The sequence below is a fragment of the Actinokineospora alba genome (assembly GCF_004362515.1).
Classification (GTDB): Bacteria; Actinomycetota; Actinomycetes; order Mycobacteriales; family Pseudonocardiaceae; genus Actinokineospora; species Actinokineospora alba.
Map to the genome: position 1 here is coordinate 1,528,588 of NZ_SNXU01000001.1, position 24,417 is coordinate 1,553,004.

General features: G+C 69.2%; 22 protein-coding genes and 1 tRNA gene. 10 read left to right on the forward strand and 13 right to left on the reverse strand.

Annotated features, from left to right (window positions below; all coding sequences use genetic code 11):
• Nucleotides 1-39: 39 nt before the first annotated feature.
• Entirely contained in the window at nt 40-1,275 is a 1,236-nt protein-coding gene (locus C8E96_RS07325) for a PucR family transcriptional regulator (protein WP_228769951.1), read from the reverse strand.
• Between the two features lie 107 nt (nt 1,276-1,382).
• Here C8E96_RS07325 and C8E96_RS07330 point away from each other — a divergent pair, with 107 nt between their 5' ends.
• Both C8E96_RS07330 and C8E96_RS07335 read left to right on the forward strand, forming a co-directional pair.
• Nucleotides 1,383-2,234, forward strand: a complete 852-nt coding sequence (locus C8E96_RS07330; RefSeq protein ID WP_091376521.1) for an SGNH/GDSL hydrolase family protein — start codon at nt 1,383-1,385, stop codon at nt 2,232-2,234.
• A gap of 9 nt (nt 2,235-2,243) precedes the next feature.
• Nucleotides 2,244-3,032, forward strand: coding sequence for an SGNH/GDSL hydrolase family protein (locus C8E96_RS07335; protein WP_091376524.1), 789 nt, complete (start codon nt 2,244-2,246; stop codon nt 3,030-3,032).
• 45 nt (nt 3,033-3,077) lie between these two features.
• Here the strand turns inward: C8E96_RS07335 and clpB are convergent, their stop codons facing one another.
• Together clpB and C8E96_RS07345 are read right to left on the reverse strand one after the other, a co-directional pair.
• On the reverse strand, nt 3,078-5,672 hold the full coding sequence (gene clpB, locus C8E96_RS07340; protein ID WP_091376527.1) for an ATP-dependent chaperone ClpB: 2,595 nt from the start codon (nt 5,670-5,672) through the stop codon (nt 3,078-3,080).
• Nucleotides 5,673-6,047: 375 nt separating this feature from the next.
• A complete protein-coding gene (locus C8E96_RS07345; protein ID WP_228769952.1) occupies nt 6,048-6,488 on the reverse strand; it encodes a MarR family winged helix-turn-helix transcriptional regulator in 441 nt (146 codons plus the stop codon).
• A gap of 295 nt (nt 6,489-6,783) precedes the next feature.
• Here C8E96_RS07345 and C8E96_RS07350 point away from each other — a divergent pair, with 295 nt between their 5' ends.
• Entirely contained in the window at nt 6,784-7,959 is a 1,176-nt protein-coding gene (locus C8E96_RS07350) for an FAD-binding oxidoreductase (RefSeq protein WP_228769953.1), read from the forward strand.
• Nucleotides 7,960-8,274: 315 nt separating this feature from the next.
• Complete coding sequence (locus tag C8E96_RS07355; RefSeq protein ID WP_091376538.1) at nt 8,275-9,894, forward strand: TROVE domain-containing protein; 1,620 nt, start codon at nt 8,275-8,277, stop codon at nt 9,892-9,894.
• A gap of 14 nt (nt 9,895-9,908) precedes the next feature.
• On the opposite strand, the gene C8E96_RS07360 is transcribed toward C8E96_RS07355, so the two are convergent.
• From C8E96_RS07360 to C8E96_RS07395, 8 genes are all read right to left on the reverse strand, one after another.
• Complete coding sequence (locus C8E96_RS07360; protein WP_091376541.1) at nt 9,909-10,334, reverse strand: heat shock protein transcriptional repressor HspR; 426 nt, start codon at nt 10,332-10,334, stop codon at nt 9,909-9,911.
• Nucleotides 10,331-11,503, reverse strand: coding sequence for a molecular chaperone DnaJ (gene dnaJ, locus C8E96_RS07365; protein WP_091376543.1), 1,173 nt, complete (start codon nt 11,501-11,503; stop codon nt 10,331-10,333). Before dnaJ ends, C8E96_RS07360 begins: the two co-directional genes overlap by 4 nt.
• Nucleotides 11,504-11,523: 20 nt before the next feature.
• Nucleotides 11,524-12,177, reverse strand: coding sequence for a nucleotide exchange factor GrpE (gene grpE, locus C8E96_RS07370; protein WP_091376546.1), 654 nt, complete (start codon nt 12,175-12,177; stop codon nt 11,524-11,526).
• Complete coding sequence (gene dnaK / locus C8E96_RS07375) at nt 12,174-14,033, reverse strand: molecular chaperone DnaK (RefSeq protein WP_091376549.1); 1,860 nt, start codon at nt 14,031-14,033, stop codon at nt 12,174-12,176. The genes grpE and dnaK overlap by 4 nt, the downstream gene beginning before the upstream one ends.
• Nucleotides 14,034-14,255: 222 nt before the next feature.
• Complete coding sequence (locus C8E96_RS07380) at nt 14,256-15,029, reverse strand: DUF4097 family beta strand repeat-containing protein (protein WP_091376552.1); 774 nt, start codon at nt 15,027-15,029, stop codon at nt 14,256-14,258.
• Nucleotides 15,030-15,130: 101 nt separating this feature from the next.
• Nucleotides 15,131-16,201, reverse strand: coding sequence for an alpha/beta hydrolase family protein (locus tag C8E96_RS07385; RefSeq protein WP_228769954.1), 1,071 nt, complete (start codon nt 16,199-16,201; stop codon nt 15,131-15,133).
• Between the two features lie 107 nt (nt 16,202-16,308).
• The gene (locus C8E96_RS07390; protein ID WP_091377049.1) at nt 16,309-16,881 is read right to left on the reverse strand and encodes a TetR/AcrR family transcriptional regulator; all 573 of its coding nucleotides are present in this window, start codon (nt 16,879-16,881) and stop codon (nt 16,309-16,311) included.
• Nucleotides 16,878-17,204, reverse strand: coding sequence for a DMT family transporter (locus C8E96_RS07395; RefSeq protein WP_091376555.1), 327 nt, complete (start codon nt 17,202-17,204; stop codon nt 16,878-16,880). Before C8E96_RS07395 ends, C8E96_RS07390 begins: the two co-directional genes overlap by 4 nt.
• Before the next feature lie 146 nt (nt 17,205-17,350).
• Between C8E96_RS07395 and C8E96_RS07400 the strand changes: the two genes are divergently transcribed.
• Together C8E96_RS07400 and C8E96_RS07405 are read left to right on the forward strand one after the other, a co-directional pair.
• Nucleotides 17,351-19,594, forward strand: coding sequence for a (Fe-S)-binding protein (locus C8E96_RS07400; RefSeq protein WP_091376558.1), 2,244 nt, complete (start codon nt 17,351-17,353; stop codon nt 19,592-19,594).
• 99 nt (nt 19,595-19,693) lie between these two features.
• Nucleotides 19,694-20,887 (forward strand): MFS transporter, encoded by a 1,194-nt coding sequence (locus C8E96_RS07405; protein ID WP_228769955.1) that lies wholly within the window; start codon nt 19,694-19,696, stop codon nt 20,885-20,887.
• A 13-nt stretch (nt 20,888-20,900) separates the two neighbouring features.
• Here C8E96_RS07405 and dcd read toward each other — a convergent pair whose 3' ends face one another.
• Nucleotides 20,901-21,563, reverse strand: a complete 663-nt coding sequence (dcd, locus tag C8E96_RS07410; protein WP_324187123.1) for a dCTP deaminase — start codon at nt 21,561-21,563, stop codon at nt 20,901-20,903.
• Nucleotides 21,564-21,602: 39 nt separating this feature from the next.
• Here dcd and C8E96_RS07415 point away from each other — a divergent pair.
• Nucleotides 21,603-21,676, forward strand: a tRNA-Gly gene (locus tag C8E96_RS07415).
• A gap of 72 nt (nt 21,677-21,748) precedes the next feature.
• Here C8E96_RS07415 and C8E96_RS07420 read toward each other — a convergent pair.
• A complete protein-coding gene (locus tag C8E96_RS07420) occupies nt 21,749-22,246 on the reverse strand; it encodes a winged helix-turn-helix transcriptional regulator (RefSeq protein WP_091376570.1) in 498 nt (165 codons plus the stop codon).
• 55 nt (nt 22,247-22,301) lie between these two features.
• Here C8E96_RS07420 and C8E96_RS07425 point away from each other — a divergent pair, with 55 nt between their 5' ends.
• From C8E96_RS07425 to C8E96_RS07435, 3 genes are read left to right on the forward strand one after another with little or no spacing between them, the layout of a single operon-like run.
• A complete protein-coding gene (locus C8E96_RS07425) occupies nt 22,302-22,799 on the forward strand; it encodes a PaaI family thioesterase (RefSeq protein ID WP_091376573.1) in 498 nt (165 codons plus the stop codon).
• Nucleotides 22,800-22,815: 16 nt separating this feature from the next.
• Nucleotides 22,816-23,751 carry an O-acetyl-ADP-ribose deacetylase gene (locus C8E96_RS34590; RefSeq protein ID WP_091376576.1) on the forward strand — a complete coding sequence of 312 codons (936 nt, stop codon included), beginning with the start codon at nt 22,816-22,818 and terminating at the stop codon, nt 23,749-23,751.
• A gap of 45 nt (nt 23,752-23,796) precedes the next feature.
• Nucleotides 23,797-24,384: a DinB family protein gene (locus C8E96_RS07435; protein ID WP_091376580.1), complete on the forward strand. Its 588-nt coding sequence runs from the start codon at nt 23,797-23,799 to the stop codon at nt 24,382-24,384.
• Nucleotides 24,385-24,417: the final 33 nt, after the last annotated feature.

Below are 24,417 nucleotides of genomic sequence, written 5' to 3' on the forward strand. Positions count from 1 at the left end.
GCGCGCGGGTTCAAGATCACGGGTGGTGTGGCTGAAGGTTTATCCGTGAACCTTGGTCGCGTCGAGGGCGGAGAGGGCCGCGCGGATCGACAGGAGATCCTCGTGCCGAGCCACCTGCAGCCCGGTCAGGCCGGCGATCTTGCGCAGCCGGTAGTCGACCGTGTTGGGGTGAACCCGCAGCTGGGTGGCGGTCTGGCGGCGGTTGAGGCCCGTGTCGAGGAAGACCCGCAGGGTCGGCAGGAGGTCCGGTTTGCCCGCGACGGGGGCGAGCAGCGACGCGAGGTGGTCGCGGGCCGGGCTGGGCCGGGTGAGCTGGTATTCGAGGAGCAGGTCGGCCAGCCGGTAGATGCCCGGGGGCTTCGCGTAGATCATCGCGACCTCGCGGACCTCGCCCGCGAGGCGGGCCGCGTCCGGTACGCCCGCGGGCTCGGTTGCGACAACACCGGCGACCACCGGCGCGCCCGCGGCCTTGCTCAGGGCGGCGGCGAGCGCCTCGAGCCGCGACCAGTCCTCCAGGGAGACCGAGGCAGGCGCGGTGTGGTGCGGGATCAGGGCCAGGCCGCCGTCGGCCGACAGCATCGACAGCACCGGCTCCCGTGAGCGGCGGTCGAGTTCCGTGCGGAGCCTGCGCAGCTTGCGGCGCCCCGCCACGCCGGGGTCGACGCCCGCGATGGTCTCGTCGGGGTGCTTGCCGATGGACAGGCTGACCACGAAGTAACTCGGGGGCAGTCGGGTGCCCGCGACGTCGGCCGACCGGCCGCCGTCGAGCAGGGTGGCGAGCAACGCCTGCCGGGCGCCGTGCTCGTCGCCGAACATCGACTGGCGCTCGCTGAGGTAGCCGGCGGCGACGGCGCCGGTGGTCAGGCGCAGGTAGTTGAACAGCAGCCGGTGCGCCTCGAACACCGATCCCAGCTCGTCCGGCTGGACCTCGGGCTCGACGAACTCGAAGCACGCCTGGGCACCGAGGTGGTACGCGCCGATCACCGCGTCGATCGGCAAACCCTCCTCGGCGCGGCGGGCCGCCGACTCGCGCACGATCGCCAGTTCCGCGGAATCGGGCAGCGTCCCGGTGCGCAGGACGCCGAGGAACAGGCGGATCGCCTGTTCGATGATCCGGGCCACGTCGCCGGACAGCTCCTCGGCGGGCAGCCGGTTGTAGACGTCGAGCCCGTCGACCAGCCGCTTGATCACAAACGCGGTCAGCTCCGGGAGCTGGGAGCCCAGCCGCAAGTGCAGGGGCATGCCGCCGAAGACGATTCTGTTGTGATCGGTCACAAGTTTCCTCCGAAACTTTGGGCCAATCTCCCAGCGCCCACCAGGGATTGTGTCCTCCACCATGTGACCAACAGATTACTCGCTAGTAATACAGAATGGAGCACCCAATGCTGGTGCGACGGCTCAGCCTGGCTCTGGCGGTCACCGCCGCCACCCTCGCGGTCGGCATTCCCGCGGTGGCTGACGACACGATCGATTACGTCGCCCTCGGTGACTCCGCGGCCGCCGGACCGCTCATCCCGAACCAGGACCTCAACCTCGCCTGCCTGCGCTCGGACAACAACTACCCGGCCGTCGCGGCGAAGGCGCTCGGCGCCCGGCTGACCGACGTCTCGTGCTCCGGGGCGAAGATCACCGACTTCACCGGCCGCCAGTTCGGCTTCCTCCCGCCGCAGTACGACGCGCTGAACGCGGGCACGGACCTGGTCACGCTGACCATCGGCGGCAACGACATCGGCCTGGTCCAGGCGGCGCTCGGCTGTCTCAACCTGTTCCCGGAGCCGTTCGGCTTCTCCTGCGCCGACCGGCTCAACGCGGGCGGCAAGGACTCACTGGGCACGGCCATCGCCGCGTGGGCGCCGAAGATCGGCGAGGCGCTCGACGCGATCCGGGCCAAGGCGCCGAAGGCGAAGATCGTCGTCGCCGGCTACGGCACCTACATCCAGCGCGACGGCTGCTACCCGGTCCAGCCGATCTGGGCCCGCGACGCCAACTACATCCAGGCCTCGGTGGACAAGCTCAGCGCCGCCCTGCGTGACCAGGCCGCCTCGCGCGGCGCGACCTTCGTCGACCTCGCCGCCGTGTCCGCGGGCCACGACACCTGCGCGGCGCCGTCGAAGCGGTACCTCGAGGGCCTGATCCCGACCACGGCCGCCGCACCGCTGCACCCCAACGCGCAGGGCATGGCCGCGTTCGGCGCCGCCATCGCGAACGCCGTCAAGAACCCCGCAATCCACTAGGAGGCACGGATGTTCGGAAAAGTGTTGGCAAGCGCGGTCGCGGTGACCGCGGCGGTGGCACTGGCCCCAGGCGCGTCGGCGGCCGAGGTCGACGAGTACGTGGCCCTGGGTGATTCGTACTCGTCGGGCAACGGCACGTACGCGGCGAACCTCGACCCGTTCTGCTACAAGAGCACCTACGCCTACCCGTATCTGGTGTCCAAGGCCCGGCCCAACACGCAGCTGAACTTCCAGGCGTGCCAGGGCGCGAAGACCGACAACATCATCAGCGGCCAGAGCCGGGCGCTCACCGCGAGCACCGATCTCGTGTCGATCACCATCGGCGGCAACGACATCGGGTTCGCCGACCTGATCTTCGGCTGCGCGGGCAACAACAGCACCAACTGCCAGGGCACGGTCGACGAGGCGAACCGCAAGATCCGCGAGGAACTCCCGGCGAAGCTCGACCGGGCCTACGCCGCGATCCGGGCGGGCGCGCCGAACGCCCGGATCGTCGTCCTCGGCTACGGCCGCTTCGCCGGGTCGACTGTCTCGTGCGCGGCGGCGAACGGGATCACCGCCGACGAAGCGGTGCTGCTCAACGGTGTGGCGGACAACCTGGACGCGGCCATCGCGGGCCGGGTCGCCGCGGCCGGCTTTACGTACAAGAGCTCGATCGCCCGGTTCACCGGGCACGATGTGTGCGCGGCCGACCCGTACCTCAACGGGAAGAGCTGGAGCGTGGCCGACATGTACCACCCGACGCGCAGCGGCCACGCCAACGGCTTGGCGTACCTGCTGCGTCAGGTGATCGGCTGACGAACGAAAGGGCCGCCCGTGGGGGGCGGCCCTTTCGTGCTGTCGTCAGTCTTCGCGGCCGACCGTGAGGGCGGTGTTGTCGTCGGCGATGTCGACCTTGACCGTGTCGCCGTCGCGGATGTCGCCGGACAGCAGGGCCTTCGCCAGCTGGTCGCCGATCGCCGAGGACACCAGCCTGCGCAGCGGGCGGGCGCCGTAGACCGGGTCGAAACCGTTGAGCGCCAACCACTCCCGCGCCGCCGGGGTGACCGTCAGGCTCAGCCTGCGCTGCGCGAGCCTGCGGCCGAGCTTGGCGACCTGGATGTCGACGATCGACGTCAGCTCCTCGGTGGCCAGCGAGTGGAACACCACCACGTCGTCGAGCCGGTTGAGGAACTCCGGCTTGAAGTGCCGCTGCACCACCGACATCACCGCGTCCTTGCGGTGCACCTCGTCGAGGTTGGCGTCGGCGATGATCTGCGAGCCGAGGTTCGACGTCAGCACCAGGATCGTGTTGCGGAAGTCGACCGTGCGGCCCTGGCCGTCGGTGAGCCTGCCGTCGTCGAGGACCTGCAGGAGCACGTCGAAGACGTCCGGGTGGGCTTTCTCCACCTCGTCGAGCAGCACGACGCTGTACGGGCGACGGCGGACCGACTCGGTGAGCTGGCCGCCCTGGTCGTAGCCCACGTAGCCGGGAGGGGCGCCGACCAGGCGGGCCACCGAGTGCTTCTCGGAGTACTCGCTCATGTCGATGCGGATCATCGCCCGCTCGTCGTCGAACAGGAACTCCGCGAGCGCCTTGGCCAGCTCGGTCTTGCCGACACCGGTCGGGCCGAGGAACAGGAACGAGCCGGTCGGGCGGTCCGGGTCGGACACGCCCGCACGCGCGCGGCGAACCGAGTCGGACACAGCGCGCACGGCCTCGGCCTGCCCGACGACCCGCGAGGCGAGGGCGTCCTCCATCCGGAGCAGCTTGTGCGTCTCGCCTTCGAGCATCCGGCCCGCGGGGATGCCCGTCCAGGCGGAGACGACCTCGGCGACGTCGTCCGGACCGACCTCCTCCTTGAGCATGACCTGCTCACCCGGCTGGGTCGCCGTGGCCTCGGTCGCGGCGTCGAGTTCCTTCTCCAGCGCGGGGATCCGGCCGTAGCGCAGCTCCGCGGCGCGGCCCAGGTCGCCGTCGCGCTCGGCGCGCTCGGACTCGCCGCGCAGCGACTCCAGCTGCTCCTTGAGTTCGCGGACGCGGTCCAGCGAGCCCTTCTCGTTCTGCCAGCGGGCGGTCAGACCGGCCAGGTCCTCCCGCTTCTCGGCCAGTTCGGACCGCAGCGCGACGAGCCGCTCCCGGGAGGCTGCATCGTCCTCTTTGGACAGCGCCATCTCCTCGATCTCCAACCGGCGGACCGCGCGCTCGACGCCGTCGATCTCCACCGGACGGGAGTCGATCTCCATGCGCAGCCGCGACGCCGCCTCGTCGACAAGGTCGATCGCCTTGTCCGGCAGGAAGCGCGCGGTGATGTAGCGGTCGGACAGAGTGGCGGCGGCGACCAGCGCGGTGTCGGTGATGCGGACACCGTGGTGGACCTCGTAGCGCTCCTTGAGGCCGCGCAGGATGCCGATCGTGTCCTCGACCGACGGCTCACCGACCAGGACCTGCTGGAACCTGCGCTCCAGCGCCGGGTCCTTCTCGATGTGCTGGCGGTACTCGTCGAGGGTGGTCGCGCCGACCATCCGCAGCTCACCGCGGGCGAGCATCGGCTTGATCATGTTGCCGGCGTCCATCGCACCCTCGCCGGTCGCGCCCGCGCCGACGATCGTGTGCAGCTCGTCGATGAAGGTGATCACCTGGCCTGCGGAGTCGGTGATCTCCTTGAGCACGGCCTTGAGCCGCTCCTCGAACTCGCCGCGGAACTTCGCGCCGGCGACCATCGACCCGAGGTCGAGGCCGATGACGCGCTTGCCGCGCAGCGACTCCGGCACGTCACCGGCGATGATCCGCTGGGCGAGGCCCTCGACGATCGCGGTCTTGCCGACACCGGGCTCGCCGATGAGGACCGGGTTGTTCTTGGTGCGGCGGGAAAGCACCTGCACCACCCGGCGGATCTCGGCGTCGCGGCCGATCACCGGGTCGAGCTCGCCCTTGCGGGCCCGCTCGGTCAGGTCGAGGCCGTACTTCTCCAGCGCCTGGTAGGTGCCCTCCGGGTCGGGGCTCGACACCCGCGCGGACCCGCGCACCTTGGCGAACGCCTCCCGCAGCGCGTCCGCGCCCGCGCCGTGCCGCTTGAGGACCTCGGCGACGTCGCCGCCCTCGGCCGCGAGCCCCACCAGCAGGTGCTCGGTGGAGACGTACTCGTCGCCCATCTCGGTGGCGAGCTTCTGCGCGTGGGTGATCGCCCGCAGCGCCTGCTGCGCGAGCTGCGGGGAGGAAACGGTCGCCCCGGTCGCCGAAGGAAGGGCGCGGTGCAGCGGCTCCAGTTCCTTGCGGACGGTCTCGGGATCGGCTCCGACGGCGGTGAGCAGCGGGGCGGTGAGCCCGTCGCTCTGCGCGAGCAGGGCGCTGAGCAGGTGCACCGGGCGGATGTCGGGATTGCCCGCCGTCGAGGCGGCCTGGGCCGCCGCGGAGATCGCCTGCTGGGTCTTGGTCGTCGGATTGAACGCGTCCATCTGCCACCTCGGGTCGTACGTTCGCCTGTCACCGGATCCAACGCGCGGAAACTTGAGTCAGTTCCACTCAACCTTAGGACGTGGACCACTTCCGGTCATGCCGAAACGGCCGCCCCGACCGTTGCCGATCAGGGGACCGACAGGTCACCCACCCGTCGCAACGACGCTGTCCACACCCGATGCCCAGTTATCCACAAAGCCCAGGAGGCTATCCACAGGCGGCTGTGGGTTTCATCCCCGACCGGACGCACCCGGATAAAGGAAGCCGCCAAGTGGGTGGTATCCCGGCGGCAATCGATCACACTGTGGCGATCAAACCGGCTGTACGCAGCGGAAACGTCAGGTGTCGGCGAGGTCGCCGAGAAGTGGACCTGATCACAGGTCGGCGTTCAGCTTGCCAAGGAGGCGCGAGAACTCGCTCAGATCGTCGGTGGACCACTTGCCGAACATGGCGCGCAGCTTCTGCCAGCGGTCGTTGCGCACCTTCGCCAGCCGCTCCGAGCCGGTCTCGGTCAGCTGCACGAGCCGGGCACGGCCGTCGGACGGATCGGGCACCCGCTCGATCAGACCCAACTCGGTCAGTCGGGCGATCTGCCTGCTGACAGTGGACTTGTCGAGTCCCGTGCGCTCGACCACGTCCGCCGCCCGAACCGCGCCGATGTCGTTGAGGTGCAAGAGAAGCGCGTAGGACGCGCCGTCCAGGCCCGGGTGCACCTTGGCCGCGAGGGTCAGCGAGACGCTGCGGGCGCGGCCGAACAGCTTCGACAGTTCGGATTCGAGCGCCTGTGCCGCCTGTTCGCGCGCGTTCTCGGTCACGTGCGGCCTTTCCGTCCCGGTTTGGTCGCGGAACGTTATCGTCCGATCGCTCGCTCGTGAACCCAGGTCTCGTCCCCGTCGACCCGGCATCAGCCGAATGCGCCATCCGCCAATCAAACGTCCCCCATTAGGCGGAAGTTTGATCACCGAAAGTGAGGATACGGCACACCTTAGGGTGATCTTCGCGGCTCTTTCATGGAATCGGACTAGGCTGAACACTCCGTCGGGGGATGTAGCTCTAGTACCGTGTTGCCACGCTCAGCCGGCGCCCGAGAGGTGGAGTCTCCCCCCGATCATGACAGCCAACGCCCTGGTGAGCCCCATCCCGAGCTCACAACCTCGGACCGACTCGCCCACCGCTGTGTCGACGATGGTGCGTCTGGTCCGGGAGAGCTTCGCGGTGGTGGAGCCGCACGCCGAAGAGGTCGCACAGTTCTTCTACGGGATGCTCTTCACCATCGAGCCGTCGGCGCGGGAGATGTTCCCCGCCAACATGCAGGTCCAGCGGTCCCGCCTGCTGCGTGCCCTGGTGCACGTCGTGCAGATGGTCGACCGGCCCGACGACCTGGTGCCGTTCCTGCAGCAACTCGGGCGGGACCACCGCAAGTTCGGCGTCGTCAGCACCCACTACGAGGCCGTCGGGATGGCGTTGATCTCGTCGGTCAAGAAGTTCGCCGGCCCCGCGTGGACCGACGAGGTCGAACGCGCCTGGGCCGAGGCGTACACGATCATGGCCCGCTCGATGCTCGACGCGGCCGCGGCCGACGAGGGGCCGGCGTACTGGCCCGCCGAGGTCATCTCGCACGAGCGGATCGGCTGGGAGATCGCGATCGTGCGGGTCCGGCCGCACTACCCGGTGCCGTACCTGCCGGGGCAGTACGTGAGCGTCGAAGTTCCGCAACGCCCCCGGTTATGGCGCTACCTCACCCCGGCCAACGCGCCAAGACCCGACGGAACCATCGACTTCCACATCCGCGGCGTCGACGGCGGCTGGGTCAGCCGATCGATCGTGGCGCACGCGAATGTGGGCGACACCTGGAAGATGGGTCCGCCGATGGGGCGGATCAGCGTCTCCCGCGAGACCTCGCGCGATGTGCTGATGGTCGCGGGCGGGACGGGGGTCTCGCCGATGCGGGCGATCATTGACCACCTGTCGCAGTGGGGGCAGAACCCGCATGTCCACCTGTTCATCGGTGGGCGGATCGAAGAGGACCTCTACGACGTTCCCGCGCTGCAGAGCATCGCCGCGGTGAATCCTTGGCTGACCGTGGTGCCGGTGGTGGAGGAAGCCGGGATTCCTGGGACAGAGCAAGGGACATTGGCTGATGTGGTGACCCGTTATGGGGCTTGGGGCGATAGGGACGTACTTGTGTCTGGGTCTCCGGGGATGATCCGGGCGACTGTTTCCCGCATGCTTGTGGCTGGGACTCCGCTGGACCGCATTACTTACGATCCATTTACCGTGGACTAGCCGAGGCCGAAATTCAGGCGCGGACTGATCGGGCGCATTGCTACGGTTCCACCGCACTCCCGGTGCGTAGCCCGCGGTTACTTCCTCCAAAGAATCACACCGCAGGCGATTTGATCTCGGGGGCGGCGACTTCAGATGTGCCCGGTGCGCAGGTAGCGGTTACTTCCATCTCCTAAATGGGCGGGTTGCGGGTTCGAGTCCCGTTCTCGACTTCGGGTCGAGGTAGCTCAACTGGCAGAGCAGCTTGTCACCGTCACCGACTTCGATCTCGGGCCACATCTGACGTTGTCCGCTCCCGCTTTATGGGGGCTTATCGTGAGCAAGTTCAACATCACCTCCGCGCGACCGGCGGTCACTTCGCCGATCACCGGCGAGCACACGCCGTCGGGCGTCACCCACCAGGGCGGCGCGGGGTACGCGCGGAACACCAAGTCCGAGCTGTTCCTGCTGGCCGTCACGAACATGGTCGGCGAGAACACCTTCTACGAGCCTGGCGGCAAGCGCGACGAGCGTTACGCCCAGCTCGTCGGCCAAGCCGCGCTGACCGACCCGGCGTGGACGGCCCGGTTCCTGCGCTGGCTGCGGGCCGAGGCCAACCTGCGCACCGCATCCCTTGTGGGCGCGGCCGAATTCGTCCACGCCCGGCTCACCACTGATCAGCCCAGCGATCAGGGGCCCAGCAACCGTTCGGTCATCGACAGTGTGCTCTTGCGTGCCGACGAGCCAGGAGAGCTGCTGGCCTACTGGACTTCCGTGCACGGCCGCAACGTTCCGAAGCCGGTCAAGCGCGGCATCGCCGACGCGGTCCGCAGGCTCTACGACGAGCGCGCGCTGCTGAAGTGGGACAGCGCCGCCCGTGGCTTCCGCATGGGCGACGTCATCGATCTCGTCCACCCGAACAGCGACACGCCCGCTCAAGGCGAGCTGTACAAGCACGCCCTCGACAAGCGCCACAACCGCGCCAACCCCATTCCCGAAAGCCTTGCCCTGCTTCGGGCGCGCGCGAAGCTCACCGCAGTCCCCATTTCGGGACGCCGCGGCCTGCTGCACGCGGACAACGCCACAGAGGTCCTGCGCGAGGCAGGCATGACGTGGGAGTCGCTGGCCGGGTGGCTGCAGGGACCGCTCGACGCCCGCGCCTGGGAGGCAATCATCCCGACCATGGGCTACATGGCGCTGCTGCGGAACCTACGCAACTTCGATGAGGCCGGGGTGTCCGACGGTGTCGCCGAGGGGGTCGCCGCTCGACTCGCCGACCCCGTCCAGGTCGCCCGCTCGAGCCAACTGCCGATGCGGTTTCTGTCCGCGCACCGCGCCGCGCCCAGCCTGCGGTGGGGCCATGCCCTGGACAAGGCGCTCACCGCGTCCCTGGCAAACGTGCCCACGCTCGACGGGCGCACCCTGATCCTGGTGGACACCTCGAGTTCCATGGATTCCGGTTTCTCCAAGGACGGAACCCTCAAGCGGTGGGACGCGGCGGCGGTCTTCGGGATCGCCCTGGGCGGGCGTTGCCGCAACGCCGAGGTCGTGTCGTTCTCGTCCGCGCACACCTACCTGAACGAGCCGCCCGGACCGAAGACCAAGCCATTCGCGATGCGGAAAGGCGAGTCGCTGCTGCGGTCGGTCGACCGGTGGAAGAGCGATGGCTACTTCCTCGGCGGTGGCACGGACACCCCCGGCGCCATCGCCAAGCACCTGCGTCCACGCTTCCACAACCGGCTCGTCATCATCACCGACGAGCAGGCCGCGGGTGGGGACGTCAACGCCGTCGTTCCCGACACGATGCCGCTCTACACGTGGAACCTGGCCGGCTACCAGCATGGCCACGCGCCGAGCGGCAGCGGTAACCGGCACACCTTCGGCGGACTCACCGACGCCGGGTTCCGGATGATCCCACTCCTGGAAGCGGGGCGAAGCGAGAACTGGCCGTTCTGATCCCAGGCGGGTGGTCAGCGACGGGGTTGGGGGCGCCAGACTACCAGGGCCGTCTGCTGGCGCACCGGGACCAGGTCGTTTCGGTAGGACTTGTGGATGGCGGCGGCTGCCTGTTCCGCGGCGGCGTAGGCCGAGGCCAGTTCCTGGGTCAGTTCCGAGATGCGGTCGCGCAGGGCGTCGACTTCGTTTTCCAGTTCGATGATGCGCTTGATGCCCGCGAGGTTCACACCGTCCTCTTGGGACAGTCGCTGGACCTCGCGGAGCAAAGCGATGTCGCGCATCGAGTAGCGGCGGCCGCCGCCGGAGGTTCGGCCGGGGGAGACCAGGCCCTGGCGGTCGTAGCTGCGCAGGGTTTGGGCGTGCAGGCCGGACAGCTGTGCTGCCACCGAGATCACGAAGACCGGGGTGTCCTCGTCGGCCCCGGGTGGGAAGGGGTTCATGACTCCCTCGCCTTCTGCACCATCGCCGTCAGCTCCGGGCGCGGGTCGTGCGCGTTGGTTGCCGCGGCGTACGCCTCGAGGGCGGACTTGGCGGCGTCGTCAAGTGTCGGTGGGACGGTGACGGCCAGGGTGACCAGCAGGTCTCCGGTTTGGCCGTCCCGCTTCACCACACCCTTGCCGCGGACACGCAGGACGCGGCCCGGCGTGGTGCCGGGGGTGACCCGCAGCGAGACCGGGGCGTCGAGCGTGGGCACGGTCAGGGTCGTGCCGAGGGCCAGTTCGGGGTAGGTGACCGGCACCTTCAAGGTGAGGTCGTTGCCGTTGCGGCCGAAGACCGGGTGCGGGGTGACGTGTACGCGGACGTACAGGTCGCCGGCGGCGGCGCCTTGCCTGCCCGGCTCGCCCTGGCCCGCCAGGCGGATGCGCTGGTCGTCCTCGACGCCCGCGGGGATCCGCACGGTGAGGGTTCGGGTCTTCGTGCTGACACCCTCGCCGCCGCAGTCGGGGCAAGGGTCGTCAATGGTGCGGCCGGTGCCACGGCAGTCGCGGCACGGCTCGCTGAAGGCGAAAGCGCCCTGGCTGCGGCTGACCAGGCCGACGCCACCGCAAGTGACACACACCTTGGGGCTGCTGCCCGGTCGGGCGCCGGAGCCGTGACAGGTGTCGCAGGTGGACGGACTGGACAGTCGCAAGGGGACAGTGGCGCCCTTGACCGCTTCGACGAAGTCGATGCGGACCTCGGTCTCCACGTCGGCGCCGCGCCGGGGGCGGTTGCCCGCGGTGGTCGCTCCCGCGCGAGTGCGGCCGAACAGGTTGCCGAGCAGGTCGCTGAAGCCCCCGCCGCCGAAACCGCCCTGACCGGACTGGCCCGCGAAGTCGAAGTCGAACCCGCCGCCACCGCCGCCGAAACCGCCGGGGCGGAAGCCGCTGGAGCCGAACATCGACCGGGCTTCGTCGTACTGCTTGCGCTTGTCCGGGTCGCCGAGGACGCCGTAGGCCTCCGACACCGACTTGAACTTGGCCTCGGCGTCGGTGTTGCCCGGGTTGGCGTCCGGGTGCAGCTCGCGGGCGAGCTTTCGGTACGCCTTCTTGATTTCCGCGTCACCGGCGTCGGAGGAGACGCCAAGCTCGCGATAGAAGTCCTTGTCGATCCAGTCCCTAGCGCTCACCGGACGTCTCCTCCTTTCGCTCAGTTCTGTTCGTCGGCCGGCTGGTCGACGATCACAGGTCCGGCCTCCGCGTCGGTGACCGCGACCAGCGCCGCGCGCAGGGTCCGGTCGCCGAAGCGGTAGCCGCGGCGCAGAACGCCGGTGACCGTCGGGCCCGCCACGTCCGGGGACGTGTTGTGCTGGACGGCTTCGTGCACCGAGGGGTCGAACGGCTCGCCCTCGTGGCCGAACGGTTCGAGGCCTGCCTTCTGCAGCGCGGCCGCCAGCTTCTCGGCCACCGCCTTGAAGGCGCCGGTCAGGTCGCCGTGGGCGCCCGCCCGCTCGATGTCGTCGAGGACCGACAGCATCTCGTTGACCACCTGCGCCTTGGCCGCGGTCGCCACGACCTCGCGGTCGCGGTCGACGCGCTTGCGGTAGTTGGCGTACTCGGCCTGCAGGCGCTGCAGGTCGGCGGTGCGCTCGTCGAGCTGCGCCTTGAACTCCGCGGCCGGGTCGAGTTCGTCGACCTGGACGGGCTCGGGCACAGACTCGGGCCCGGAATCGGCCGCGGCGTGTGCGGGTGCCGCGGCGTCGTCCGAGGCTGTGCGGATCTCCCCGGTCTCCGGGTCGATCCGTCGCCGATCACGCACCACGACCTGCGGCTCCTCGCCGTCAGAGCTGTGCTGACCGGTCACTTCTTCTCCTTGTCCTCGTCCACGATCTCGGCGTCGACAACGTCATCGGCCGCATCGGCTGTGTCCGACTTGGGGGCCTCGGTCGAGCCGTCGCCCGCGGCGGCGTCCGCGCCGGTGTTGGCGTAGAGGGCCGAACCCATGGCCTGGGACTCGGTCGCGAGCTTCTCCATCGCGGCCTTGATGGCCGGGATGTCGGTGCCGGCGAGCGCGGTGTTGGCCTCCAGAATGGCGGCGTTCACCTTCTCCTTGGCCTCGGCCGGGATCTTCTCGTCGTTGTCCTTGACGAACTTCTCCGTCTGGTAGACGAGCGTCTCGGCCTGGTTGCGGACCTCGGCCTCCTCGCGGCGCTTCTTGTCCTCTTCCGCGTGCGCCTCGGCGTCCTTGACCATGCGGTCGATGTCTTCCTTCGGCAGCGCGGAGCCGCCGGTGATGGTCATCGACTGCTCCTTGCCGGTGCCGAGGTCCTTCGCGCCGACGTGCACGATGCCGTTCGCGTCGATGTCGAAGGTGACCTCGATCTGCGGCACGCCACGGGGGGCGGGCGGCAGGCCGGTCAGGTCGAAGGTGCCGAGCTTCTTGTTGTCCGCGGCGAAGTCGCGCTCACCCTGGAACACCTGGATGCCCACGGTGGTCTGGTTGTCGTCGGCGGTGGAGAAGATCTCCGAGCGCTTGGTCGGGATGGTGGTGTTGCGCTCGATGAGCTTGGTGAACACCCCGCCCTTGGTCTCGATGCCGAGCGAGAGCGGCGTGACGTCGAGCAGCAGGACGTCCTTGACCTCGCCCTTGAGCACACCGGCCTGCAGCGCGGCGCCGACGGCGACGACCTCGTCCGGGTTGACGCCCTTGTTGGCCTCGCGGCCGCCGGTCAGCTCCTTGACCAGCTCGGCCACGGCGGGCATGCGGGTGGAACCACCCACGAGCACCACGTGGTCGATCTCGCCGACGGAGACGCCCGCGTCCTTGACGACGTTGTTGAACGGCGCCCGGGTGCGGTCGAGCAGGTCGGCGGTGATGCGCTGGAACTCGGCCCTGGTCAGGTTCTCGTCCAGGAACATCGGGTTCTTGTCGGCGTCGACGGTGATGTAAGGAAGGTTGATGTTGGCGCTGTTCGAGCTGGACAGCTCGATCTTCGCCTTCTCCGCGGCCTCGCGGATGCGCTGCAGCGCCATCTTGTCCTTGGTCAGGTCGATGCCGTTGCTCGCCTTGAACTTCTCGACCAGCCAGTCGACGATGCGCTGGTCCCAGTCGTCGCCGCCGAGGTGGTTGTCACCGGAGGTCGCGCGGACCTCGACGACGCCGTCGCCGATCTCGAGCAGCGAGACGTCGAACGTGCCGCCACCGAGGTCGAAGACCAGGATGGTCTGCTCCTTGGCGCCCTTGTCCAGGCCGTAGGCCAGGGCGGCCGCGGTGGGCTCGTTGACGATGCGGAGCACGTTGAGGCCGGCGATCTGACCGGCTTCCTTGGTGGCCTGCCGCTGCGCGTCCTCGAAGTACGCGGGAACGGTGATGACGGCGTCGGTGATGGTCTCGCCCAGGTACGCCTCGGCGTCACGCTTGAGCTTCATCAGCACGCGCGCGGAGATCTCCTGCGCGGTGTACGCCTTGCCGTCGATCTCGGCGGTCTTCCAGTCCTCGCCCATGTGCCGCTTGATCGAACGGACCGTCCGGTCCACGTTCGTCACGGCCTGGTTCTTGGCGGGCTGGCCGACCAGCACCTCGCCGTTCTTGGCGAACGCGACGATGGAAGGGGTCGTCCGGGAGCCCTCCGAGTTGGCGATAACCGTCGGTTCACCGCCCTCAAGGACGGCGACGACGGAGTTGGTCGTCCCCAGGTCGATGCCGACCGCTCGCGCCATGGTGTTTCCTCCTGCAGTAGCTGTGGTGCGTTCTCTAGAGTTGAGCGTACCGGACTCAGTTTCCAGACTTGAGCCGTCCCCACTCAACCTTCCTGCAGGCCCAACGAGCGGGTTGGCCGCCTTGTTCCCGGTGTGACGGCCGCCTCGCGCAGCCCCGCCCACACACGGGTGCACCACCGCCACGGGTGTGACGGTGGTGCGTGTGTTCCCCCGCGACGCGGCTCAGCCGTACCGGATCGAGACGTCTCCGCTGTCGGCCGCCACGTCCACCAAGTTGGCCGCCCCGACATCGCTGCCGATCGCGTTGTCCAGGTCACCGCTGTCCACCACCGCGTTGACGCGGTACTTCCCCTGTGGCACGACAACCTGGACCTGGCCGCTGTCCGCCCGGGCCCGGACGTTCCCCACCTCGACCAGTGCCACCTCGATGCTCCCCGACGACGTCCCGATGTCGGCCGAGCCCCCCAGCCCGACCGCCTTGACGCTGCCCGACGAGACGTCGACCGCCACGTTGTCCCCGATGTCGACCAGCTCGACCCGACCCGAGTCGGCCGCCACCGTCACCTTCCCGGCCACCTTGCGCACCGTCACGTCCCCCGACCCGGCGGACACGTTGACCGAGCCGACGCCCTCGATCTCCACCTCCCCCGAGTCGACCTTGCCGCTGACCGTCACCCCCTCCGGGACGACCACGTCGTAGTCGATCCAGCAGTTCCGGACCGGGCAGGACTCCAGGATCAGCACGTCGCCGTCGACCCGGTGCGTGACACCCGGCCGGTCGGCGTTGTGGTGCACCTGGCGCTGGACCTGGGTGGTCCCGCCCGTCCGGATCTTGACGGCCCCCGAGTCGTTGGCCACGAGGACGGAGCGGATGGTCTGGCCCACGGCTTCGTTGTCCGCGAACTGCTCGGTGACCATTCCACAGGCCCCCGACAGCAGCACCGCGCCCGCCACCCCCATGGCGAACACCCCCTGCAACAACGCTTTCCGCGCCATCCCGTCCCCCTCGAATCTCGTGCCTCGACTGCGGAGAACGCTATTGATCAGCGGCCGCCGCGGGTATCAGGAATGCCCCCGAATCGACCCTGGGGTTATCCCTACCTCCACTCCTGGATCTCGGGGTAGACCGGCTGGGTCACCGGACGGTCCTTGAGATGCCGGTCGAGGAACGCGACCAACAGCCCACGGGTGATCTCCACGCTGCGCGTGCCGCTCAGCTCCGGGTCGCCGGGTAAGCCGAGCTGCTCGCCCAGCAGTGGGAAGTCGGTGAACGACAGGTGCCCGGCACGCGGCAGCGTCACCCAGCGCCGAGGCCCGGTCAGCACCTGCCAAGCCCGCGGCCAAGTCGGGTCCTCGGTCGCGGCCGGAGTGTGCTCATCGGTACCGACCAGCAGAAACGGGCGGTCCAAGCCGGTGACCGGGGCGAAGAACGTGCCGTCGAGGTTGGCGCCGACGAGCACTCGCCGATCGGTCCGCATGGTCTCGGCCGCCGCGTTGCCGCCGATGGAGTGGCCCGCCATGCCGATTCGCGAGCGGTCGATCACCCGGGCGTGCCGCCAGGACCGGAGCCGGTCGAGCACGAACGACACATCCGCCGCGCGGCCCTCGGCGACCGCGGCGAACTTCCCCTCCTTCACCGCGTCACACGCGAGGCACGGCTGGACTCGACCATCGGGGTAGGTGATCGCCGCCGCCTCATGGGCGTGGTCGACGACCGCGACGACGTAGCCCTGGGAGGTGACCTCCTCGGCGAGCGCCGACAGCGTGGCCCGCGGCAGGGTGAACCCCGGCGACAGGACCACCAGCGGAAACCGCCGCGGGACCGGGACCGCGTCGACCCGCGCGTGCCTTCGGGTCGCGGCGACCACGGCCGGGTCGATCCCGGCGTGGCCCTGGATCTCGATCACCGCCTTCGCCTCGGCCTCGCTCAGGTACGGCGCGCGCTGCCCGAGCCGGGCGAGCGCGGGGTAATGGACCGAGACCATCAGCTCGCGCGGGCCGCCCGCCCACTGGTCGACACGCGAGGAATCCACGAGATGCAGGGTGTCCAGGCCGACCGGGTAGCGACCGGTCGGCGGGGACAGCTCGAGCCGGGCCGGCTCGGCGGTGGCCGGGCTGACCAGGGCGATGACGGCGAGCAGGGCGCCCATCAGGGCTTTCTTGATCACCTGATCAACGTTAGGCAGATCGAGACGCGCCCACATCGGTCCTTGGATTGAGTCGGCGTAGGCCTTTGGTCGTAGGACCCAGTAGGACCCAGTAGGACCTCGTGGATCTAGCGCAGCGGGGCGAGCAGGTGCTCGACCACCGGCAGCAACTCGGCCGCGGTGGGCGGCTCGTCGTCGATGAGGCCCTGCATGAGCATCCCGTCGACGCCTGCCAGGAAGGCGCGGAAGCCGACCTCGTCGGGGTGGCGGGCCAGGCTGGTGAGGACGTCGAGCCACATCCGGGCGGCCGGGCGCAGCTCGGGACGGCGGGCGGCGAGCAGGTACAGCTCGTACTCGGCCATCGTGCGCCCGCGCCGGGGTCCGACGGCGAAGGCCAGCATCTCGGCGACCGCAGCGGCCGGGTTGCTGCCTTTGATCCGGCTCGACTCGATGAGGTCGCGCGCCTCCGCCGCCATGCTCTCGGCCGACCAGGTCAGCGTGCCCACGAGCAGGTCGTCGAGAGCGGCGAAGTGGTAGGTGATCGACGCCGGGGGCACGCCCGCCTCGCGCGCGACCGACCGGTGGCTCACGCCGACGACGCCCTCGGCCTCGATCACCCGCAGGGTCGCCTCGACGATCTCCGTGCGCCGCCGGTCGCCGCGCGCCTTGCGGCCGTCGACCCGGCGGTACGAGCGGGTCAGTGCGTCCGCCCGAGTTCGAGCAGCAGCACGCCGCCGATGACCATCGTGAGGCCGAGGCCCATCGTCAGGTTGAAGGGCTCGTGCAGGAACAGCGCGCCGATGACGGCGACGGCCGCGACGCCGACCGCCGCCCAGATCGCGTAGGCGACGCCGACGGGGAACCCTTGCTTGAGCAACCGGGCCAGCGCGGTGAACGCCACGCCGTATCCGACGATCACGACAACCGAAGGGAACAGTTTTGTAAAACCGTCCGAGATCTTGAGCGAGATGGTCGCTGTCACCTCGCCGACGATCGCCACGGCGAGCAAGATGAGCGGATGCATTCCGCCAAACTACCTGAACAAACGTCCCGGTAGTTGCCGAGGTGTGCGCCACACTTGGCCGACTTAGGCTTCGCTAAGTCGGTTACCGGCGAGTAAGAACAGCTAAGGTCCCGAGTCGATCGGGAATCGAGGAGAGGTCACGCCACATGGGTGCCGTGCAATTGACACTGGGTCTGGTCGCCGTCGCGATCAGCCTCGTGGCCTGGAGCATGTTCGTTCGCACCGTCGCGCGGATGGTGAAAATCGTCCGCCTCGGACAGCCGGACGCCACGCGCAACGGCCCGTTCGTGCCGCGCTTGAAGAACATGTTCGTCGAGTTCGCCGCTCACACCCGGATGAACAAGTTCCGGCACGTCGGCCTGGCCCACTGGCTGGTGATGTGGGGCTTCCTCATCGGCTCCGCCGCGCTGTTCGAGGCCTACGGCGAGGTGTTCGTGCCGACCTGGGGCTGGCCGATCCTCGACAACATCAGCCTCTGGCACCTCCTGATGGAGCTGCTCGGCATCGGCACCATCCTCGGTGGCGTCGCGCTGGCGATCATCCGCCAGGTCAACCACCCGCGCCGGGCCGACCGGCAGTCCCGATTCCAGGGCTCGAACTTCTGGCAGGCGTACTTCGTCGAGGCCGTGGTGATCTTCGAGGGCATCGGCATCCTCGGTGTCCGCGCGGCCAAGGCGGCGCTGGGCGCGCACGAGGTGCCGCTGTGGGCCGCGTTCGTCACCAACCCGATCGGCGACCTGCTGCCCGCCAGCCCGAACCTGATCTCCGTCCTGGCGTTCGTCAAGCTCATGGGCGCGATGATCTGGGTCTACGTGGTCGCGAAGTACATGACCATGGGTGTCGCGTGGCACCGCTTCAGCGCGTTCTTCAACATCTACTTCAAGCGTGAGGCCGACGGCGGCGTCGCCCTCGGCGCGATGAAGCCGATGATGTCCGGCGGCAAGGTGCTCGATCTGGAGGAAGCCGACCCCGAGGTCGACGCGTTCGGCGCGGGCAAGGTCGAGGACTTCTCCTGGAAGGGCTGGCTCGACTTCACCACCTGCACCGAGTGCGGCCGCTGCCAGTCGCAGTGCCCCGCGTGGAACACCGGCAAGCCGCTGTCCCCGAAGCTGCTGATCACCCAGCTGCGCGACCACGCCTACGCCAAGGCGCCGTACCTGCTCGCGGGCGGCAAGAGGGACATGGCGGGCGACGAGATCGGCCTGACCGACCACTCGAACGTCGACGTTCTCGCGCTGGCCGAGGCCGAGCGCCCGCTGATCGGCGGCGTCGACGAGCTCGGCGTCATCGACCCCGAGGTGCTGTGGTCCTGCACCACCTGCGGCGCGTGCGTCGAGCAGTGCCCGGTGGACATCGAGCACGTCGACCACATCGTCGACATGCGCCGCTACCAGGTGCTCATCGAGTCGAACTTCCCGTCCGAGCTGGGCGGCATGTTCAAGAACCTGGAGAACAAGGGCAACCCGTGGGGCCAGAACGCCAAGGACCGGCTGGCCTGGACCGAGGCCCTGGACTTCGAGGTGCCGGTCTTCGACGGTGAGCTGGCCGATGAGACCGAGTACCTGTTCTGGGTCGGCTGCGCGGGCGCGTTCGAAGACCGCGCGAAGAAGACCACGCAGGCCGTCGCCGAGCTGCTGCACATGGCCGAGGTCAACTACGTCGTGCTCGGCACCGAGGAGACCTGCACTGGTGACCCGGCCCGCCGCGCGGGCAACGAGTTCCTGTTCCAGATGCTGGCGCAGCAGAACGTCGAGGTCCTCAACTCGGTGTTCGAGGGCAGGGAGAAGGGCAAGCGCAAGGTCGTCGTGACCTGCGCGCACTGCTTCAACACCCTGGCCAACGAGTACCCGGAGCTCGGCGGGCAGTTCGAGGTCGTGCACCACACGCAGCTGCTCAACCGGCTGGTGCGGGAGCGTCGCCTGGTGCCGGTGGCCCCGGTCGCCGAGGACGTCACCTACCACGACCCGTGCTACATCGGCCGCCACAACAAGATCTACGAGGCGCCGCGTGAGCTGGTCGGCGCCGCGGGCGCGAACCTGCGGGAGATGCCTCGCAACTCCGACCGCGCGATGTGCTGTGGCGCAGGTGGCGCCCGGATGTGGATGGAGGAGCGGGTCGGCAAGCGGATCAACGTCGAGCGAGTCGACGAGGCGCTGGGGACCGCGCCCTCGAAGATCGCGACCGGCTGCCCGTTCTGCCGCGTGATGCTCACCGACGGCGTGACCGCGCGCAAGGCCGACGGCCTCGCGGGTGAGCACGTCGAGGTCATCGACGTCGCGCAGCTGCTGCTGTCGTCGGTGAAGCGGGCACCCGAGCCGGTGCAGGACATCCCGACCGACGTGACCCCGACGGGCACGCCGCTGCCGGACGAGGACAACTCGACCGTCTGATCTCGAAGCGAAGGGGCGCGACCGGTCGCGCCCCTTTGTTGTGTCCAACATATGGAAATTTGGTTCCGCGATTCAGGAACAGTTAGCTATGTTAAGCATATGTCCCGGTCCCGGTGGTCAATCCTGACGGTCATCGTCGTCGCGCAGACCGGGTCGATCTCGCTGCTCTTCGGCGTTCCGTTCCTGATCCCGCTGATGCGCGAGACCGAAGGCATCACGCTGACCCAGGCGGGCACCGTGGCCGCCGCACCGCTGCTGGGCCTGCTGGCCACGCTGATCATCTGGGGCGCCCTGGCCGACCGGTTCGGCGAACGTCTGATCATGACCATCGGCATCCTGGGCACCGGTGTTTGCGGTGCCGGAGCGACCTTGACCGACGGGACCGCCGCACTCGGCTTGGCGCTGGTCGCGGCGGGCGCGTTCGGGTCGTCGATCAACGTGACCAGCGGGCGGGCGATCCTGGCCGCGTTCGACGTCTCCCAGCGCGGGCTGGCCATGGGTATCCGGCAGAGCGCGCAGCCGCTCGGGCTGAGCCTGGCCGCGGTCATCCTGCCGCCGGTGGGACTCGCCTGGGGCTACCGCGAGGCGCTGCTCGTGCCCGCGGGGATCTGCCTGGTGATGGGCGTGGTGGTCGCCGTGGTCGTGCCCAGCCACCCGCGCGAAGAGCGCTCGCGAGTACGGGCACCGTCTCCCTACCGGGACATGCGGCTGTGGCGAGTGCACCTGGCCAGCACCCTGCTGGTGTGGCCGCAGTTCGTCGGCGGGGTGTTCGCCCTGACGTACCTGGTGAGCGAGCAGGGCTGGGATCCGGTGTCGGCCGGGGCGCTGCTCGCCGTGGTCCAGCTGCTCGGAGCCGGGGGACGAATCGGCGTGGGGGTCTGGTCGGACCGGGTGGACAGCCGAATGCGGCCGATGCGGATCATCGCCGCCGCGGGCACGGTGTCGATGATCGTGTGGGCGCTGGGCGACGTGTTCGCGCCCGCGCTGGCGTTGTTCGGGCTGGTCGCGGTGACGGTCATCGCCGCGTGCCCGAACGGCCTGGCGTTCACCGCGACCGCCGAACTCGCAGGTCCAGCGTGGGCGGGACGGGCGATGGGCGTGCAGAACACCGGGCAGAACTCGATGGCGATGACGGTCGCGCCCGTGTTCGCCGCGGTCGTCACGGCGATCGGGTGGCCGCTCGCGCTGACCGCGGCGGCGGTGTTCCCGCTGGTCGCGGTCGGGCTGACACCGGTTCGCGGTGAGCGTTCCGGCGGGGCCGCGCAGGCCCAACCGGAACGCGCGCTCACCTAGGTAGCGGAAGGCGTCAGCGGTTTGTGTCCACCCGGTGGAAGTTCAGGTACGCGCGCGACGGTGTCGGGCCGCGCTGCCCCTGGTAGCGCGAGCCCGCCTTCTCCGAGCCGTACGGGTGCTCCGACGGGGAGGTCAGGCGGAACAGGCAGAGCTGTCCGATCTTCATGCCCGGCCAGAGGGTGATCGGCAGGTTCGCGACGTTGGACAGCTCGAGGGTGATGTGTCCGGTGAAGCCCGGGTCGATGAAACCCGCGGTCGAGTGCGTCAGCAGGCCCAGGCGTCCGAGGGAGGACTTGCCCTCAAGGCGGCCCGCCAGGTCGTCGGGCAGGGTGACGCGCTCATAGGTGGAGCCGAGGACGAACTCACCGGGGTGCAGCACGAACGGCTCGTCACCGTCGGCCTCGACCAGCGACGTCAGCTCGTCCTGCTGCTGACGGGGATCGATGTGGGTGTACTTGGTGTTGTTGAAGACACGGAAGAACCGGTCCAACCGCACGTCGACACTCGACGGCTGAACCATCTCCGGATCGAAGGGCTCGATCCCCAATCGCTCGGAAGAAAGTTCCTTGTAAAGATCACAATCACTCAACAGCACGCTGCACCCTAACCCCCGTCCGGCGGAGTTGACGCAGGGACTCGAGAGTTCCCAGCTTCCGATAAAATGAAACCGCCCCACCTGGGCTCCCAGACGACAGCGTGTATCCTGTCGATCACTGCGGATGTAGTTCAGTGGTAGAACATCAGCTTCCCAAGCTGAATATGCGGGTTCGATTCCCGTCATCCGCTCCAACGCCGTTCACGCAGCTCAGAAGGGGTGTCACCGGATCATCGGTGACACCCCTTCTGCGTTGGTCGTGCTGTTCACGTGACTATCCGGCGGCGGGCGCCGGGGCCCGGGCGGGCGACGACGTCGCGGGGGGAGGCGATCTCGTGGCCTTCGGCGCAGTGCAGGTGGGCGGCCACCGGGGATCCGCAGTCTCGGTGGGACAGCTCCAGCGGCGAGCCCTCGGGATCGGCTAGGTACCTGTTGCCCCAAGACCAGATGGCAACCAGGACCGGGTAGAGGTCGAAGCCCTTCTCCGTCAGCCGGTATTCGTGGCGTTCGCGTTCGCCTGGGTCGCGGTAGGGGCTGCGGTGGAGGACGCCTTCGTCGACGAGCATGGCGAGGCGGTTGGTGAGGACCTGGCGGGGGATCTCGGTGTGCTCCCGCATCTGGTCGAACCGGCGAATGCCGTTGAAGACCTCGCGGAGGACTACGAACGTCCAGCGTTCCCCCAGCACGCCCATCGCGCGGGCGATGGTGCAGTTGTCGACGGACCAGTCCAGTGCCGGGGGCCGCGTCGCGGTGGAGGGGTCCATCACCTCAGCCTAGGTCTCGTTGACAGACTCAGCAAGCCGGTGCGAGGCTGAGTCCATGACACAGACTCAGACGCGTACCCGCACCTTCAGCTGGGACGACCCGCAGCTCAACGCCGCCGCGCTCGGGCAGCTCAGCGGGCTGGAACTGATGCAGGCGATGATCTCCGGCGAGATCCCCCCACCGCCGATCATGCGGCTGCTGGACATGGAGCGGATGGAAGCCGAGGAAGGCCGCGTGGTCGTCGAGATGCGCGCACAGGAGTTCCACTACAACCCGCTGGGCGGTGTGCACGGCGGGGTCATCGCCACGCTGCTCGACACCGCCGCGGCCTGCGCGGTGCACACGACGCTGCCCGCGCGGACCGGCTACACCTCGCTGGACCTGACGACGAAGTTCCTGCGTCCCGCTTCCGTGGCGTCGGGCCTGCTGCGCTGCGAGGGCACCGTCATCTCTCGGGGCCGCCGGACCGCCCTGGCCCAGGCCCAGCTGACCGACGAAGCGGGCAGGCTACTGGCCCACGCGACCTCCAGCTGCCTTATCTTCGAGGTCTGACGACTTTGGGGCGACATTGAAGATCACCACGGTTCACGGGGACATCACCGAGCAGCACGTCGACGCCGTGGTCAACGCGGCGAACTCCTCGCTGCTCGGCGGGGGCGGGGTGGACGGCGCCATCCACCGCCGCGGCGGGAAGGCGATCCTCGACGAGTGCCGCGCGCTGCGGGCTTCGAAGTACGGCCGCGGTCTCCCCACGGGCCAGGCGGTCGCGACGACGGCAGGCGAACTGCCCGCCCAGTGGGTGATCCACACCGTCGGCCCCGGCTACGGCGCCGACGACCGGGTCGAGCTGCTCGCGTCCTGCTACCGGGAGTCGCTGCGGGTCGCCGACGAGTTGGGCGCCGCGACCGTGGCGTTCCCCGCTGTGTCGGCCGGGTCGTACGGCTGGCCCGCCGAGGAGGCCGCCCGAGTCGCGGTGGAGACGGTCTGGGCGGCTGACACGAAGGTCGCCGAAGCGCGCTTCGTGCTGTTCGACGAGACCGTCCTTCGGGCTTTCCAAGACGCTGTCCGGAAGGCGGGCCCGACGGACGCCGCGATCACCGCGGACCTCGCCGCCCTGCCGGACGCGCACTGGCGGCGGCTCTTCGCGCGGATGGACGGGCTGACCAACGCCGACCGCGAAGTGAAGTGGGGCGGCGGCAACGAGGTCAAACCCGGCGTCACGCAGCTGCCGTACCCGGTCTACAGCGACGCCATCCAGGAGATCAGGGGCATGCTCCCGATCGCGGTCTTCGACTGGCCCAAGTGGATCCAGGACAACCCGGTGTTTCCCGAAGGGTCGGGACTCGACGAGCGCCCGGTCGCCGACGCGGTGCGGCTCGCGACCACCTACCTGCGCGGCGAGCGGTTCAGCGACGGGGCGATCCAGCAGGCCATCGAGAACGGCGCGCTGCGGGCCATCGTGGCCCGGCTGCGGAAATGGTCCGAACAGGAGAAGCTGGGGTAGACCGCGGCCAGTGGCGACCGTGGCGGACTCTCCCGGGGGACCGACATGCGCAAGCCCGAAGTCTTCGTCCAGGCCGACCGGGGGCTCGCCGCCGTCGTCGCCCGAATCCAGGACGACCAGTGGGACCGCGAGCTGCCGGACACGATGCGCTGGATATCGCAGCTCGTCACGCTCAGGGACCTGGTCAATCACCACGCCCGCGACGATGCCTGGGTGCCCGACGTGCTGGCGGGCCGGACGATCGACGAGGTGGGCGACCAGTACGACGGCGACCTGCTCGGCGCCGACCCGCGGGCCGGGTTCGCCCGGTGGGTGGAGATCGCGGTCGACGCGGTCGAGCGGTTCCACGACTTCGACCGGACCGTGCACCTGAGCTACGGCGACTTCCCCGCGAGCGAGTACCTGCTGCACGTGACGGTGTTCCGCGGGATGGGGCTCTACGACATCGCCGAGTTCATCGGCGTCGAGCCGCGGGTGCCGGAGGAGACGGTGACCGCGCTCTACGAGGTGATCGCCCCGAAGGCGCAGGACCTGCGCGAGATGGGGGTGTTCGGGCCGGAGGTGGAGGTCGAACCCGACGCTCCACTGGAGGACCGCCTGCTCGGCCTCACCGGCCGGAACCTCATACGGTGAGCGGCCGCCGCCGGAGCGGCGGCCGCGAGACCG